Here is a 16030-nt window from a genome sequence, read left to right as displayed (position 1 = left end):
GGCCGGGCCGGCCCGTGCCCGTCTCAGAGCACCGGAGCGGGCACGCGGGCGGGCGCCGTCCGTTCGTAGGAGTGACCCACCCGCAGGAGCGCCGCCTCCCCGAAGGGCCTGCCGAGCAGTTGCATGCCGATCGGCAGGCCCGCCGCGTCGTGGCCGGCCGGTACGGAGAGCGCGGGCACACCGGTGATGTTGGCCGGGGCGGAGAGGCGTACATAGGCGTCGGACACGTTCTCCACCGTGCCGTCGGACCAGGTGATCGTCGACTGGCCGGCCGGTACCGCGGTCGCCGGGACGGACGGGGCGGCGATCACATCCACCTCGTCCAGCATGCGCTCCCACTCCTGCCGCATCAGCGTCCGAGCCCGCTGGGCACGCAAGTAGTCCCCTACGGGCATCAGTTCGCCGGCTTCGAGGAGGGCGCGGACGTCCGCCCCGTACAGTTCCGGGACCGCGCGCAGGGTCTGTTCGTGATAGGCGCTGGCCTCCGGGACCATCAGGCCCCAGTGTGTCGCCCGGACATAGCGCGTCATCGGGATCTCGACCTCGACGAGCTGAGCGCCGAGGCCCTCCAGCCGGCCGATGGCGCGGCGGACCACGGCCTCCACCTCCGGGTCGACGTGGTCGAAGTAGAAGTTGCGCGGCACCCCGACACGCAGCCCCGCGAGGTCCGTTGCGGGAGGTGGTCCGTAGTCCAGGCCGGGCAGCGCCAGACTGGCGGGGTCGCGTGGGTCGTGCCCGGCCAGGGCGCACATCACCAGGGCCGCGTCCTCGACGGTGCGGGTGAGGGGGCCGACGTGGTCCAGCGACCAGGACAGCGAGGTCACACCGTGGCGGGGCACGAGGCCGTAGGTCGGCTTGAGGCCGACGACCCCGTTGAGCGCGGCGGGTACCCGGATCGAGCCGCCGGTGTCGGTGCCCAGGGCGAAGGTCGCGGTTCCCGCCGCGACCGCGACGGCCGACCCGCCGCTGGAGCCGCCGGCGACCCGTCCCCGGTCCCGGGCGTTGTGGGTCTGCGGTGTGGTCAGCCCGTAGGCGAACTCATGGGTGTGGGTCTTGCCGACGAGGACCGCGCCCGCCGCCGTCAGGCGCGAGGCGACCGTGCTGTCGGCGGTCGCGCGATGGCCGGCCCGGACCCGGGAGCTGGCCGTGGTCGCCGTGCCGGCGACATCGATGAGGTCCTTCAGCCCCATCGGGATTCCGTGCAGCGGCCCCCGGAAACGGCCGGCCGCGGCCTCGCGCTCGGCGTCGAGCGCCGCCAGCCGCGCCCGTTCCGCCGTGACCGTGACATAGGCCCCGAGCGCCGGGTCCACCCGCTCGATGCGGTCGAGCACCGAATCCACCAGCTCGACGGGTGACACCCGGCGCTCCCGTATCGCGTCCGCGCCCGCCGCGAGGGACAGTTCAGACAGCTCCATCGTGCTGCTCCTCTCCCGCGCGGTAGGCGAAGGCGGGCGGGGTGTCACCGAAGTCCAGTTCCCGCAGGACGGAGACGACGGAGTGGATGTGATCGGCGACCGCCGCGACCCCGGCATGGCGGGCGTCCTCCAACGGCAGTCCGGCGCGGGCGGCGAGGCGGGCCGCTTCCGTCGGTGCGAGTGCGTCTGCGGACATGGGTGTTCTCTCCCTGAACAGGCTGGAAGCGGTGGGGCTGGTTCGGTGACCACACCATAAAAGCTAAAGTTTTGCTTTAGCTGACTGTAGGGTCTACGGTGCGTTAAAGCAAATATTTCGCGTTACGGGGAGGGTGTCCTCTGTCCCTCCCGTCCGGCGCTTTGCGGGCAACCCGCGGACAACGCCTCCGGCGGCCCGCCCGACGGCATCCGGCGAACGAAAGGAACCACCCGCCATGCACACTTCACCGGCCGACGAGTCCACCGTTCCCGCGCCCGCCCCCTCCTGGCCGGTGGGTGAGGTCACGGTCCACCGCATCGACGAGGTCCCCCTGCCGCCCGCGACCGGATCCTGGCTGCTGCCCGCCGCCACCGCTGACGTGGTCTCACCACAGCGTTGGCTGCGCCCCGACTTCGCGGACCACGACGGCATCCTGCACATCGACAGCCACAGCTTCGCGTTCGAGGCGGGCGGTCTGCGCATCCTCGTCGACACCGGCATCGGCAACGGCAAGACGCGTGCGAACCCGGCATGGCACCGTCTCCGGACCGGCTACCCCGAGCGCCTCACCGCCGCGGGATTTCCCCCCGACTCCGTCGACCTGGTCGTCCTCACCCACCTGCACACCGACCACGTCGGCTGGAACACCCAGGAGGTGAACGGCCGTTGGGTCCCCACCTTCCCCCACGCCCGCTATGTCACCTCTCGGACCGAGCGGCAGTTCTGGGCCGGTTACGACATGGACGAGTCACGTCGGCAGATGTTCGAGGACTCCGTCATCCCCGTGGAGGAGGCAGGACTGCTCGACCTCGTCGACGTCCCCGCCGAGATCGCCCCCGGGGTGCGCCTGCTGCCCACCCCTGGCCACACCCCCGGCCATATCGCCGTCGAGCTGACCAGTCGCGGCGAGACGGCGCTGATCACCGGCGACTGCGTCCACCACCCCGTCCAGTTCGCCCACCCCGCCATCGGCAGCTGCGTCGACATCGACCCTCAACAGTCCGAGGCCACCCGCCGCGAACTGCTGGGCTCACTCGCCGGTACCGGCACCCTCGTCCTGGGCACCCACTTCCCGCCACCCACCGCGGGCCGCGTGATCACCCACGGGGACGCCTATCGCCTCTCACCCGTCCCCCCGGCCTGACCGGTCCGCTTCTCCCCGCCGGTCATGGCTCCCGTGGTGTGCCGTGCCGTCCGTACAGCAGCGCGGCACCGCGCCCCGGAGGCCGGACGGACCCGCCCTGGAATTCGGCCAGAAATAGCGGTTGTCCAGCGGTTGTCCTGCCGTCTTCGCGCCGGAGAGATCGGGTGGTCCGCTCCACTTGTCCGGACTTGACCAGGTGAAGCCCTGGAGACGCGTGTCCTGGGATCGGGGTCGAATCCGTCGGTGGCCGGTCCCTGGACGGCCGGATGGCCGTCGGGGATGTCCGGGTCTGCGGCGGGGCCGTCGCAGACCCGGGTTGTCAGCTCCGGGCCGGCGGGTCCTGGACCGCGGCGGTCAGCAGCGGAGCGACCTGCTCGATCTGCCAGCGACGGGCACCCAGCCCGGCCAGCACGGCCGAGACCGACTCCACTGTCCGCTCCCGCGGCGGCTCCCAGCACACCCGGCGCACGGTGTCCGGGGTCATCAGATTCTCCTGTGGCATGTTCAGCTCATCGGCGAGTGCCGAAACGGCCGCGCGCGCAGCGGAGAGCCGGGCGGCGGCGGCCGGGTCCTTGTCCGCCCAGGCGCGGGGCGGCGGCGGGCCTGCCACCTGCTGGCCCGGCTGCGGGAGCGCGGTGTCGGGGAGCGCCTTCGCCCGGTCGACAGCGGCCTGCCACTGCTCCAGCTGGCGCTTGCCCATGCGGTGGCCGAAACCCGGCAGTGCGGTGAGCTCCTGGAGATTCGCCGGGAGACCGAGCGCCGCCTCGACGATGGCGCCGTCACCGAGGACCTTCCCGGGGGAGACGTCGCGCCGCTGCGCCACCGCGTCGCGGGTGTTCCACAGCTCCCGCACCACCGCCATCTGACGGCGCCTGCGCACCTTGTGCATCCCGGACGTACGGCGCCAGGGGTCCTTGCGCGGCGGGGCGGGCGGCGCCGAAGCGATGGCCTCGAACTCCTCCAGCGCCCAGCCCAGCTTCCCCTGTCCCTCCAGCTCCTCCTCCAGCGCGTCCCGGAGGTCGACCAGCAGCTCCACGTCGAGCGCGGCGTAGCGCAGCCAGGGCTCGGGGAGCGGGCGGGTCGACCAGTCGACCGCCGAGTGGCCCTTCTCCAGCGTGAAGCCCAGCACGCTCTCGACCATGGCGCCGAGGCCGACCCGCGGGAATCCGGCCAGCCGCCCGGCCAGCTCGGTGTCGAAGATCCGGCTGGGAATCATGCCTATTTCCCGCAGGCAGGGGAGGTCCTGAGTGGCGGCGTGCAGCACCCACTCGGCGTCGGCGATGGCCGCGCCGAGTGCGGAGAGGTCGGGGCAGCCCACCGGATCGACGAGGGCGCTGCCCGCGCCCTCACGGCGCAGCTGCACCAGGTACGCGCGCTGGCCGTACCGGTAGCCGGACGCGCGCTCGGCGTCGACGGCGACAGGCCCTGTCCCCGCGGCGAACGCGGCCACGACAGCGGCCAGTGCTTCATCGGTGGCAACCACCGGCGGAATGCCCTCGCGGGGCTCCAGCAAGGGGATCGGCGCCTGTTCGACGTCGGCCGGGGGAGCGCCCCCAGTGGTTCGCAGTGCTGTCTCTGCTGCGGTCTCTTGAGCGTCGGTCACCCGTCAAGGGTATCGGTGAACGCACAGCACCCGCCGACGTTGCGCTGCGTCGACGGGTGCTGAGGGGGCTGAAACCAGTCAGTGGCGTGCGGTGGTCCGCCCTGTCGGATCGATCACGTCAGTGGATGATTCCGGTACGGAGCGCCACCGCGACCATCCCGGCCCGGTCGCCCGTGCCGAGCTTGCGTGCGATGCGGGCGAGGTGGCTCTTGACGGTCAGGGCCGAGAGGCCCATGGAGACGCCGATGGCCTTGTTGGACTGACCTTCGGCGACCAGCCGCAGCACTTCGACCTCACGGCCGGAGAGCTCGCGGTAGCCACCCGGGTGGCTCGGGGTACCCGGGGGGCGGCGCTGCATCCGGGCGGCGCCGATGGGTGCGGCGCCGGGCCGGGTCGGGTGGCCGATGTTGTTGCGGGTGCCGGTGACGACATAGCCCTTGACGCCGCCCGCGAGGGCGTTGCGCACGGCGCCGATGTCGTCGGCGGCGGAGAGTGCCAGACCGTTGGGCCAGCCTGCGGCCCGGGTCTCGGACAGCAGGGTCAGCCCGGAACCGTCGGGCAGGTGGACGTCGGCCACGCAGATGTCACGTGGTTTGCCGACGCGGGGACGGGCCTCCGCGATGGACGACGCCTCGATGACGTCACGTACTCCGAGGGCCCACAGATGGCGGGTGACGGTGGAGCGGACGCGTGGGTCGGCCACGACGACCATGGCCGTCGGCTTGTTCGGGCGGTAGGCGACCAGGCTTGCGGGCTGCTCTAGGAGAACGGACACCAGGCCTCCTGGGGGGAAGGTGCGGAACGAGTGCCGGCCGGGGGAAGAGCCGGGGCGAACCGTGCTTGAAGGGTCACAGACTTCTTCGGCAGCAAACCCGCCCGCCTTTAGAGAATGATCACGATTTAGTGAGTAACAATTCGGGCAAATCGGATGCCTGACCGATCATTCGAAAGATGCCCGTGTCCCACGAAGACGCTGTTCATGCCGTTGCCGCGCCGCCCGGCGCGTCGGGCGGCGCCCCGGCCGGGGCTCGGGTAGTGCGCGGTAGCCGACGGGGCGTCAGCACACGGGGATGTCGGCACGGCGCGATCGAAGGGCGTGCGGGTCGTGGGCACGGCGCGATCGACGGGCGCGGGCTCGGCAGGCGTGCGGGTCGTGGGCATATGGCCGGTGGGCACGTAGCCGGTCGGCTCGCGCAGCGCGGGGGTGTGGCCGGGCGGGCGGTGGATGCGCGGCGGGTGCGACTCGGCAGTCGGGATGGCAGGGACCGAGGCGGTGCGGTGGGTGCGGTGGGTTCGGTGGGCGCGCGTCGGCAGAGGGGGCCACGGCGGTCCGGCGGGTGCGGTGGCAGGGGCGTGACGGTCCGGTGGGTGCGGTGGCAGGGGCGTGACGGTCCGGTGGGGGCGCGGCTCAGTGGGTGCGTGGTCCGCGGCGCTGCGGCAGCGAGACCACCCCGGCGTCCGGCGGTCCGACCGGCGGCAGCCCGGCGATCTGGCAGAGCAGATCGCACCAGGCGGCCAGGTGTGCCCCGGTGTCCGGCACCCCGCCCAGCCCCTCACGCGGGGTCCAGGAGGCCCGGATCTCGATCTGGGTCGCCGGCTTGCGCTCCGCGAGGCCGCCGAAATAGTGCGAACCGGCCCGTGTGACGGTGCCGCTGGCCTCCCCGTACGACAGTCCGCGCCCCTGCAGCGCGCCCGTCAGCCACGACCAGCAGACCTCGGGCAGCAGCGGGTCGGCGGCCATCTCGGGTTCCAGCTCGGCGCGGACCAGTGTCACCAGCCGGAAGGACCCCTGCCAGGCGTCGTGCCCGGCCGGGTCGTGCAGCAGGACGAGCCTGCCGTCGGCCAGGTCGTTGTCGTCCTCGACGACCGCGGCCTCCAGCGCGTAGGCGTACGGTGCGAGCTTGCGCGGCGGCTTGGTCGGGTCGATCTCCATCTCCGGCCGCAGGCGCGCCGACTGCAAGGCGTCGACCGCCTGCCTGAACTCGGGCGGGACGGGCGGGACGGAGTCCGTCTCCGTGCCGTTCGCACCGTCAGCGCCATCTGAAAATCGTTCCTGAGCCGCAGCCATGCGGGGAAGACTAGGCGGAACGACGCAGTTGCGTGCGGAGGGACACCCGGGCCGGGGAAACGGCTTCCCCCGCACATGCGAAACTTCTCCGCGTGAGTGTCAACGACCGCCCTCTGGGCGCCCAGAACCCGACAGCCGACTCCGCCTTCCTCAAGGCCTGCAGGCGTGAGCCGGTGCCGCACACCCCTGTCTGGTTCATGCGGCAGGCCGGCCGCTCACTCCCCGAGTACCTGAAGGTGCGCGAGGGGATCGCGATGCTCGACTCGTGCACGCGGCCCGACCTGATCACGGAGATCACTCTCCAGCCGGTCCGCCGCCACAAGGTGGACGCCGCGATCTACTTCAGCGACATCGTCGTACCGCTCAAGGCCATCGGGATCGACCTCGACATCAAGCCCGGGGTCGGCCCGGTGATCGCCCGGCCGGTCCGCACCCGCGCCGACCTCGCGCAACTGCGTGACCTTGAGCCTGCCGACGTCTGGTACGTCACCGAGGCGATGGGCATGCTCACCGCCGAGCTGGGGAACACCCCGCTCATCGGGTTCGCCGGTGCGCCCTTCACGCTCGCGAGCTACCTCGTGGAGGGCGGCCCGTCCCGCAACCACGAGCACACCAAGGCCATGATGTACGGCGAACCGGAGCTCTGGGCCGAGCTGCTCGACCGGCTCGCCGGGATCACCGCCGCCTTCCTCCGGATCCAGATCGAGGCGGGTGCGAGCGCCGTCCAGCTCTTCGACTCCTGGGTGGGCGCGCTCGCTCCGGCCGACTACCGGCGCTCGGTGATGCCCGCTTCGGCGAAGGTCTTCGACGCGGTGGCGCCGTACGGGGTGCCGCGCATCCACTTCGGTGTCGGCACCGGTGAGCTGCTCGGGCTGATGGGGGAGGCCGGCGCGGATGTCGTCGGCGTCGACTGGCGGGTGCCGATGGACGAGGCGGCCCGGCGGGTCGGCCCCGGCAAGGCGCTCCAGGGCAACCTCGACCCGGCCGTCCTCTTCTCCACCCCGGAGGCCGTCGCGGCCAAGGCCGACGAGGTGCTGGCCGCGGCGGCCGGTCTTGAGGGCCATGTCTTCAACCTCGGCCACGGCGTCCTTCCGACGACCGATCCCGACGCGCTGACCCGGCTGGTGGAGTACGTCCACACCCACACGGCCCGCTGAACGCCCAGCTCCGTTCCCGGTGTGCCGGACGGCCCCGACCGTTCGGCACACCCAGGGCCGTGAGCCCTGGCGTCCCTCCTGCTTACGCGGTTCCGCCCTGCTGCATCCCCGCCCGGCGCACCTCGGTGACCGCCTTCCGCGCGGCGACCAGCACCGGGTCCCAGACCGGTGAGAACGGCGGCGCGTACCCCAGGTCCAGCGTGACCATCTGCTCCACCGTCATCCCCGCGGTGAGTGCGACGGCCGCGATGTCCACCCGCTTCGCCGCGCCCTCCCGCCCCACGATCTGGGTGCCGAGCAGCCGCCCGGTCCGCAGCTCGGCGAGCATCTTCACCGTCATCACGGCCGCGCCCGGGTAGTAACCGGCGCTGTGGGTCGACTCGATGGTCGCCGTGACGTACCGCAGCCCGGCCGCGTCCGCGTCCTTCTCCCGCAGTCCGGTCCTGCCGATCTCCAGGTCGCAGACCTTGCTCACCGCCGTACCGACGACACCGGGAAACGTGCCGTACCCGCCGCCCACGTTCGATCCGATGATCTGGCCGTGCTTGTTCGCGTGGGTGCCGAGGGCGATGTGCCGGGTGCGGCCCGAGACCAGGTCGAGCACCTCGACGCAGTCGCCGCCCGCCCAGATGTTCCGGTGCCCGCGCACCCGCATCGACAGATCGGTCAGCAGCCCGCCGTACTCGCCCAGCGGCAGCCCCGCGGCGGCGGCGAGGCCGGTCTGGGGTTCCACGCCGATCCCCAGGACCACGATGTCCGCCGGGTATTCGGCGTCGTCGGTGGCGACCGCGCGGGCCCGTCCCCGCTCGTCCGTGCGGATGGCGGTGACCTCGGCGCCGGTCACCGTGGAGATGCCCATGCCGTCCATCGCGTCATGGACCAGCTTCCCCATGTCCGGGTCGAGCGTGGACATCGGCTGGGCGGCACGGGTCAGGACCGTCACCTCGTACCCGCGGTGCAGCAGCGCCTCCGCCATCTCGACGCCGATGTATCCGGCCCCCACGATGACCGCGCGGCTGCCGGACGCCGCCCGCAGCGACTCGATCAGGGCCTGGCCGTCGCCCAGCGTCTGCACACCGTGCACACCCGGCGCGTCGATACCGGGCAGCGGGGGACGCACCGGACGCGCTCCTGTGGCGATGACGAGCTTGTCGTACGCCGTCCAGCCGGCCGCCCCCGATTCCAGGTCGCGGGCGTGCACCCGCTGCCCCCCGACGTCGATCTCCGTCACCTCGGTCCGCATCCGCAGATCGATCGAACGGGCGCGGTGCTCAGCGGGGGTGCGGGCGACGAGATCGTCCCGCTCGCCGACCTCACCGCCGACCCAGTAGGGGATGCCGCACGCGGAGAACGAGGTGAACGGAGAGCGCTCGAAGGCGATGATCTCCAGCTCATCGGGGCCCCTGAGCCTGCGGGCCTGGGATGCGGCTGCCATCCCTGCCGCGTCCCCGCCGATGACCACTAGTCGTTCCACTGCCATTGCCTCTACCTCCGGGCCTGTCACCGCTTCGTCCACCGCTCTTCGTACCGGACTTCCTGCCCTCTCTCCGGTCGGTGAGCCGGTTCCGGACCGTCATGTCGGACCCCCGGAACCGATTTGAGAGGGTGGGGGCATGAATGCGGACACGCGTACGCCCCATGTCGTCGTCGTCGGAGGCGGGATCTCGGGTCTCGCGGCAGCCCACCGGCTGGTCGGCACCGGGGCCCGGGTCACGGTCCTGGAGGGGGCGGGCCGGGTCGGCGGGAAGCTCCACACCGGCGAGATCGAGGGCGTACGGGTCGACCTCGGCGCCGAGTCGATGCTCGCCCGGCGCCCGGAGGCGGTGGCCCTCGCGCGTGAGGCAGGACTGGGCGACGCGCTCCAGCCGCCGGCCACCAGCGGCGCCGCCCTCTGGAACAGGGGCGCGCTGACCCCGATGCCCACCGGCCATGTGATGGGCGTACCGGCCGGCCCGGACGGGCTCGGCGGTGTGCTCTCCGACGAGGGGCTGCGCCGTATCGGCCGGGACGCCGAGCTGCCGCCCGCCGACATCGGCGAGGACATCGCACTGGGCGAGTACGTGGCCGCCCGGATGGGCCGCGAGGTCGTCGACCGGCTGGTCGAGCCGCTGCTCGGCGGGGTCTACGCGGGCGACGTCTACCGCACCTCGATGCGCGCCGCCGTCCCCGCGCTCTACGAGGCCGCACGCGGCAACCCCACGCTCGGCGCCGCGGTGCGCTCGCTCCAGCAGCGCACCGCTCCCGCGTCCGGCCCGGTCTTCATGGGCATCGACGGCGGCATCGGCACGCTTCCGGTCGCCGTGGCCGACGCGGTACGCGCCGGGGGCGGCGAAGTCCTGCTGCACCGGCCCGCGCTGGAGCTGCGGCGCACCCCGGACGGCTGGCTGATCCGCACCGGCGGACAGGACGGCGGCCGCACCCTCGACGCGGACGCCGTGGTGCTCGCCGTACCCGCCTGGGCGGCCTCCGCGCTGCTGGCCGGTGAGGCGCCCGCCGCCTCCGCCGAGCTGGCCGCCGTCGAGTACGCCTCGATGTCGCTGGTCACCCTGGCCTTCCGCCGTACGGAGCTGCGGCTCCCCGAATCGACGGGCTTCCTCGTACCGCCCGTGGACGGCCACGCCATCAAGGCGTCCACCTTCTCCAGCCGTAAGTGGGCCTGGTCGGACGCCGACCCGGATCTCGTCGTGCTGCGGACCTCGCTGGGCCGCTACGGCGACGAGGAGCATCTGCACCGCGAGGACGCCGACCTGGTGGACCTCTCGTTGCACGACCTGGGCGAGGCCGTCGGACTCACGGCGAAACCGGTCGCCACCGAGGTGACCCGGTGGATCGGCGGGCTGCCCCAGTACCCGGTCGGCCATCTCGCCCGGGTGGCCCGGGTGCGGGCGGCGGTCGGCGCCCTGCCGGGGCTGCGGATCTGCGGCGCCGCCTACGACGGGGTGGGCATCCCGGCCTGTGTGGCGAGCGCCGGGCGGGCTGCGAAGGAGATCACAGCAACCCTGGCGTCGGGCACCACCGGCGGCGCGGGAGAATAGCGGCATGACTGATGCACCGGAGACCGTGACGTCCCCCAAGGCCCCGAACGCGGGCAAGAAGGCGAAGGACCTCAACGAGGTCGTGCGCTACACGCTGTGGTCCGTCTTCAAGCTGCGCGACGTGCTCCCCGGCGACACCGACCGCACCGCGGTGGCCGGTGAGGTCCAGGAACTGTTCGACCAGCTCGCCGCCAAGGACATCACCGTCCGCGGCACGTACGACGTCTCCGGGCTGCGCGCCGACGCGGACCTGATGATCTGGTGGCACGCTGAGACCGCGGACGAGCTCCAGACCGCGTACAACCTCTTCCGCCGCACCCGCCTCGGCCGCGCGGTCGAGCCGGTCTGGTCGAACATGGCGCTGCACCGCCCCGCCGAGTTCAACAAGTCGCACATCCCGGCGTTCCTCGCCGACGAGACCCCCCGCGACTACATCTCGGTGTACCCCTTCGTACGGTCCTACGACTGGTACCTGCTGGCCGACGAGGACCGCCGCCGGATGCTCGCCGAGCACGGCAGGATGGCCCGCGGCTACCCGGACGTACGGGCCAACACCGTGGCCTCCTTCTCGCTCGGCGACTACGAGTGGCTGCTCGCCTTCGAGGCCGACGAGCTGTACCGCATCGTGGACCTGATGCGTCATCTGCGGGGCTCCGAGACTCGGATGCACGTACGCGAAGAGGTCCCCTTCTTCACCGGCCGGCGCAAGTCGGTCGCCGACCTGGTGGCCGGGCTCGCCTGAGGCAAGCCCGGTCGTCCATGACCCGGAAGATCAGAGAACGGGCCGCGGCCGCGGCAGCGTCCGTTTCTCCAGCGACACCGGGTCCGGCAGCGGGTGCGGCGCGCATGAAGCGCGCCGCACCGGCGTCCGCCCCGTCAGCAGATAGTCGTCCAGGTACCTGTTGACACAGGTGTTGGGGCCGCCGCCGATGCCATGCGTACCCGCGCCCCGTTCCGTGATCAGGACCGACCCGCGCAGCCGCCGCTGGAGCTCCAGCGCCCCCGGGTAGGGGGTGGCCGCGTCCCGCTCCGCCGCCAGGATCAGCGTCGGCGGCAGCGCGCCGTCCGAGCTGCGCACATCGAGCGGCTGCTGCCGGGGTGCGGGCCAGTAGGCGCACGGCAGATTCATCCAGACGTTGTCCCAGGTCTCGAAGGGCGCCCGGCGCGCCAGCGCGGTGTTGTCGGCGTCCCAGACCCGCCAGTCGGCAGGCCACTGCGCGTCGTTGCACTCGACGGCCGTGTAGACAGCCGTGCCGTTCTCGTCCGCCTTCGCCGTCGCCGGGTCCGGCGCGGCCAGCTTGATCAGCGGCTTCGGATCGCCCCGCAGATACCGCGCGAGCGCCCTGGCGGTGGCCGGCCAGACGTCGTCGTAGTAACCGGCCTGGAGAAAGGCGCTCTGCAGCTGTGCGGGGCCGACACCGCCGGCCGGGTGTTCCGCGAGCCGGGCGCGCGCCGTCTCGTAACCGGCCAGCACATCGGACGCGTCGGTTCCCAGGTGGTACGCCTTGTCGTGGAGCGCGACCCAGGTGCGGAAGTCCGTCCAGCGGCGCTCGAAGGCGAGTGACTGGTCGAGGTTGTCGCGGTACCAGATCTTGGCGGGGTCGGGGTCGACCGCGGAGTCGAAGACCATCCGGCGTACGTGCGAGGGGAAGAGCGTCGCGTAGACCGCACCGAAGTACGTGCCGTAGGAGGCGCCCATGAAGGTCAGCTTCCGCTCGCCCAGCGCGGCCCGCAGCACATCCAGGTCACGGGCGTTGTTCAGCGAGTTGTACTGCCGCAGCGCCGGACCCGCCCGGTCCGCGCAGCCCTCGGCGTACGCCTTGGCCTCGGCGATCTTCTTCTGCTTGAACGCCTCCGACGGATGGATCGGGGCCGTGGTCGGAGGCTTCGCGTACCGGGCCGGGTCCTCGCAGGAGAGCGGCGCCGAGCGCCCGACCCCGCGTGGGGCGTACCCCACCAGGTCGTACGCGGCGGCCAGCGGCTTCCACGCGGGGACCGCGGTGGCCATCGGGAAGAACATGCTGGACGCGCCGGGGCCGCCCGGGTTGTAGATCAGGGCGCCCTGGCGGTCGGCGGGTTTGCCGGTGGCGTGCGCCCTGCTGACGGTCAGTGAGATTTGTTCGCCGTCAGGCCGGGCGTAGTCGAGCGGGACCCGGATGCTGCCGCACCGCACGGACGCGGGCAGCCCCTCGCTCTTCGGGCAGGCGCCGAAGGCGATCCCCGCGGCGGCGGCCCTGGTGGCGGCGGCCAGGGTGCCCGCGGCTTCGGCTGTGCCGGCGGCGGGGGCTGTGGCGGTGCCCGCTGCGTTGACGCCCTCCATGTGCGGGCCTGCCGAGGTGTCCGCGCTGCCGGGCGGGGCCGCGGCCAGGGCGGTGAGGCCCGAGAGCACCAGAACACCGGCTGTTCCGTACAGCGCGACTGCCTTCATCGGGTCCCCTTCGTACGGCTGCTGAATAAAAGGGATAATTCGTCCGGTAGTCGGCGTTGTAAAGGACCGCTCGGCGGTGTCGGTGTCATTGCCCCCCAGCTGACGCCGGCCGACCCCCGCCGGGCCCGCCGACCGGTGGCGCCGGGGTCACCGGTATGCGCGGCTCAGCCGGGCGCGGGCCGCGCGGGCGAGCCTGGCGGCCCTGGTCGGCCGGCGCGGAGCCGACCGGTCCTGCCACCAGAGGGTGAGCCGGCGCCGGGCCTCGGCGTCGGCGGGTTGTCCGCTGCGGAGCAGCTGCTCCGCGAAGTCGAGGGCGTCGCGCCGGTAACCGCCGCTCATCGGGCGGGACTTGGCGTACGCCAGGAAGGCGGGCCGGTACCCGGCGCCGAGGAGGGCGGGCAGTTCGGGGGCGACCTGTTTCACGACGTCGGCGCGCTTGGCGGCCAGCGCCCGGCTCTGCACCCCCAGCCGGCGGGTGTCGAACCCCTCGGGTGCCGGGGTGCCCGCCACCAGGGCGGAGAGCAGCGCGGTCTCCGCGAGGGCGAGCCGCTGCCGGGCGGCGTCGGTGGAAGCGGGGGCGCCGACACGAGCGGGAGCAGGAGCGGGGGCGCTGTTGGCGGTGCTGGCTGGGGTGGAGGCTGCCGCCGGTACCGGCTCCGCTTCCGGTACCGGCTCCGCTTCCGGTACCGGCTCCGCTTCCGGCACCGGCTCCGCCTTCGGCGCCTGGGCCGACCGGGCCTCCGCGGGCGTCGTTCCGGACCCGGTGCGCGTGGTGCTCGTGGTGTCCGCAGTGCTCGCGATGCCGGTGGTGCTCGCGATCCGCGTGGTGTCCGTGCTGCTCGTGTTGCCCGCCGTGCTCCGGAGCGGCACGGTCTCCGGTACGGCGTCCGACGCGGTCTCTCGCGGGGCCCGTGCGTTGCCCCCGGCGGCGAGGGTCGCCCGTATCGCGGACAGTTCGGCGCCCAGTTCCGCCGCCGGAGGGAAGTCGTCGTCCCGCTCCAGCAGGACACCGGGCGGGTCCACCCGGTCCCGCAGCTGGGCCAGTACGCCGAGGACCGGTGCGGTCACCGGGTGGGCGTGGGTGTCGTGCCAGACGCCGTTCTTCTCCACCCCGCCCGCGACATGGACGTACGCGATGGCCTCCACCGGGAGCTCGTCCAGGGCGGCCGCGGGGTCCTCGCCGCGGTTCACGTGGTTGGTGTGGAGGTTGGCCACGTCGATCAGCAGCCGAACGCCGGTGCGCTCCACCAGTTCCGCCAGGAACTGCCCCTCCGTCAGCTCCTCGTCGGGCCAGGAGATCAACGCGGCGATGTTCTCCAGGGCGAGCGGGACCGGCAACGCGTCCTGGGCCATCCGGACGTTCTCGCAGAGCACATGCAGTGCGTCCCAGGTGCGCGGAACCGGCAGCAGATGGCCCGCTTCCAGACCGGGCGACGCGGTGAGCGGGCCGCCCGCCCTGACGAACGCGATGTGCTCCGTGACCAGCGGTGCCTCCAGCAGAAGCGCCCGCTCGGCCAGCGCCGCGAGCCGGTCGGCTGCCGGGCGCTCGGCCCCGCCGATCCCCAGCGACACCCCGTGCGGAACGACCGTCACACCGCGCTCGCGCAGCCGCAGCAGGGAGTCCGGGACATGGCTGGGGCAGAGGTTCTCCGCGACCACCTCGACCCAGTCGATGCCCGGCAGCTCCTCCACCGCCGCGGCGATCTCCGGCCGCCACCCGATACCGGTTCCCAGCTTCTCCATGGTGTCCCCCTCCGCTGCCGCTGCCGCGGCGCGTGCAGGGGTGATGACCCCGCGGGGCCACGGTGAATCCACCGGGTGGGACGTTCAGAGCTTCATTTGAGGTTCCAGGGGCGACAGACAGCACTTCGACGGGGGATCCAGGGAGCCCGGTCCGCCATCAGTACGGTGGCCAACTCGTCCAGGCTGTCCGCGTACCAGTCGAAGGCGTCGGTCTTCCGCGGAGAGTCCCCGCCGGGCCGCTGGACGTAGGCGGTCCGCATGCCCACCGCCTGGGCCCCGCGCAGATCCCAGGCGTGGGCCGCGACCATCAGGACGCGGTCCGGTGGTGCTCGAACTCCGTTCTCCGACAGGCGCGTTGAAGCCGGAAACCCGAACTCTGCCGCGCTCGGCGAACGCCGCTACTGAGCCGGGCGCAGTCCACGCTGGAGGGGGCAGAAGCGGCTGCCCCCTTCGACCGCGACGGTCTCCCCGGGCGCGATCTCGGTGAACCCCGCGTCATGCACGACAGGGAGTCCGCTCGCGGTCAGTCCGGCCCAGTGTCCGGGGGTCGCCGTCCGCACCGACAGCGGGAATCCGGCCGCCCGCCATGCTTCCCGCTCGGCGTCCGTGAGCTCCCACCAGGCGAGCTGGGCACCATGGCCGGTCTGCGCCATCGACTTGCCGGCCGACATGTCGACTTCCGGGTTGAGCCAGATGACAGGCGCGGCCGGGCCGGGCTCGGGGAGCGGCCCGGGATCGTCCAGGTCGGTCCCGCTGACCTGGAGCTTCGCCAGCTCCTTCGGCCAGCCGTCCAGCGGGACCGGCGGGAAGACCCGCACCTCGGCCGTGGACCCGGTGACCGTGATGCCGGGCAGCGCCGACGCCCTGCGCCACTCGGCGCCCCGCGCCCGCCGTACGACCTTGCGGATCCGGGCGTCCTGCCAGTCCGCCATCGCCCGCGCCCACTCGCCGTCGCCCACCGACCGCTCGTCCGACAGCATCACCAGCACCGCACGCGCCGACGTCTCCAGGGCGTCCGTCCGCGCCGGGGGGTCGGTCTTCTCGATGTGGACCACCAGCGGAAGGACGAACTGCGGGGCTTCGTCGCGTGCCGTCGGCTCCGCGCGGAAAGGGCTGTCGTTGCTGCTCACCCGCCCCAGTCTGCCAGCCACTCCGTGACGGACTCGCCGCGGATTCCCCGTCGGGCCGGCCCTCCCGCCATCCCCCCGGTGCTCCCCTCGGATTCCCCGGGGCCCCGGATT

13 protein-coding genes and 1 pseudogene are annotated in these 16030 nt (G+C 72.7%); 4 read left to right on the top strand and 10 right to left on the bottom strand.

Annotated elements, in window-relative coordinates:
• Positions 1 to 23: 23 nt before the first annotated feature.
• Positions 24 to 1415 carry an amidase gene (locus ACWGKJ_RS15290; RefSeq protein ID WP_385023854.1) on the bottom strand — a complete coding sequence of 464 codons (1392 nt, stop codon included), beginning with the start codon at positions 1413 to 1415 and terminating at the stop codon, positions 24 to 26.
• Positions 1402 to 1611 carry a hypothetical protein gene (locus tag ACWGKJ_RS15285; RefSeq protein ID WP_385023852.1) on the bottom strand — a complete coding sequence of 70 codons (210 nt, stop codon included), beginning with the start codon at positions 1609 to 1611 and terminating at the stop codon, positions 1402 to 1404. Before ACWGKJ_RS15285 ends, ACWGKJ_RS15290 begins: the two co-directional genes overlap by 14 nt.
• Before the next feature lie 235 nt (positions 1612 to 1846).
• Between ACWGKJ_RS15285 and ACWGKJ_RS15280 the strand changes: the two genes are divergently transcribed.
• Positions 1847 to 2755: an MBL fold metallo-hydrolase gene (locus tag ACWGKJ_RS15280; RefSeq protein WP_385023850.1), complete on the top strand. Its 909-nt coding sequence runs from the start codon at positions 1847 to 1849 to the stop codon at positions 2753 to 2755.
• A 319-nt stretch (positions 2756 to 3074) separates the two neighbouring features.
• Here ACWGKJ_RS15280 and ACWGKJ_RS15275 read toward each other — a convergent pair whose 3' ends face one another.
• The 3 genes from ACWGKJ_RS15275 to ACWGKJ_RS15265 all read right to left on the bottom strand — a co-directional run bounded on the left by ACWGKJ_RS15275 (position 3075) and on the right by ACWGKJ_RS15265 (position 6426).
• Positions 3075 to 4358, bottom strand: coding sequence for an HRDC domain-containing protein (locus ACWGKJ_RS15275; protein ID WP_385023848.1), 1284 nt, complete (start codon positions 4356 to 4358; stop codon positions 3075 to 3077).
• A 118-nt stretch (positions 4359 to 4476) separates the two neighbouring features.
• Complete coding sequence (locus ACWGKJ_RS15270; RefSeq protein WP_164259399.1) at positions 4477 to 5133, bottom strand: response regulator transcription factor; 657 nt, start codon at positions 5131 to 5133, stop codon at positions 4477 to 4479.
• 633 nt (positions 5134 to 5766) lie between these two features.
• Positions 5767 to 6426, bottom strand: a complete 660-nt coding sequence (locus tag ACWGKJ_RS15265) for a DUF3000 domain-containing protein (RefSeq protein WP_385023846.1) — start codon at positions 6424 to 6426, stop codon at positions 5767 to 5769.
• 92 nt (positions 6427 to 6518) lie between these two features.
• Between ACWGKJ_RS15265 and hemE the strand changes: the two genes are divergently transcribed.
• Complete coding sequence (gene hemE / locus ACWGKJ_RS15260; RefSeq protein WP_385023844.1) at positions 6519 to 7583, top strand: uroporphyrinogen decarboxylase; 1065 nt, start codon at positions 6519 to 6521, stop codon at positions 7581 to 7583.
• A gap of 82 nt (positions 7584 to 7665) precedes the next feature.
• Here the strand turns inward: hemE and ACWGKJ_RS15255 are convergent, their stop codons facing one another.
• Complete coding sequence (locus tag ACWGKJ_RS15255) at positions 7666 to 9063, bottom strand: FAD-dependent oxidoreductase (protein ID WP_385023842.1); 1398 nt, start codon at positions 9061 to 9063, stop codon at positions 7666 to 7668.
• A gap of 133 nt (positions 9064 to 9196) precedes the next feature.
• On the opposite strand from ACWGKJ_RS15255, the gene hemG reads away from it, so the two are divergent.
• Both hemG and hemQ read left to right on the top strand, forming a co-directional pair.
• The gene (gene hemG / locus ACWGKJ_RS15250; protein WP_385023840.1) at positions 9197 to 10618 is read left to right on the top strand and encodes a protoporphyrinogen oxidase; all 1422 of its coding nucleotides are present in this window, start codon (positions 9197 to 9199) and stop codon (positions 10616 to 10618) included.
• Positions 10619 to 10622: 4 nt separating this feature from the next.
• Positions 10623 to 11360: a hydrogen peroxide-dependent heme synthase gene (gene hemQ / locus ACWGKJ_RS15245; protein WP_385023838.1), complete on the top strand. Its 738-nt coding sequence runs from the start codon at positions 10623 to 10625 to the stop codon at positions 11358 to 11360.
• Positions 11361 to 11390: 30 nt separating this feature from the next.
• Here the strand turns inward: hemQ and ACWGKJ_RS15240 are convergent, their stop codons facing one another.
• From ACWGKJ_RS15240 to ACWGKJ_RS15225, 4 genes and pseudogenes are all read right to left on the bottom strand, one after another.
• Positions 11391 to 13046, bottom strand: a complete 1656-nt coding sequence (locus ACWGKJ_RS15240; RefSeq protein WP_453315745.1) for an alpha/beta hydrolase — start codon at positions 13044 to 13046, stop codon at positions 11391 to 11393.
• 147 nt (positions 13047 to 13193) lie between these two features.
• Entirely contained in the window at positions 13194 to 14789 is a 1596-nt protein-coding gene (locus ACWGKJ_RS15235) for a multinuclear nonheme iron-dependent oxidase (protein WP_385016777.1), read from the bottom strand.
• A gap of 92 nt (positions 14790 to 14881) precedes the next feature.
• Positions 14882 to 15115: pseudogene (locus ACWGKJ_RS15230) on the bottom strand (hypothetical protein); the annotation flags it as partial.
• A gap of 72 nt (positions 15116 to 15187) precedes the next feature.
• Complete coding sequence (locus tag ACWGKJ_RS15225; protein ID WP_385016779.1) at positions 15188 to 15919, bottom strand: peptidyl-tRNA hydrolase; 732 nt, start codon at positions 15917 to 15919, stop codon at positions 15188 to 15190.
• Positions 15920 to 16030 lie beyond the last annotated feature (111 nt).

The sequence above is a fragment of the Streptomyces sp. NPDC054757 genome, from assembly GCF_053612185.1.
This window is presented reverse-complemented; position numbering and strand designations above follow the sequence as displayed.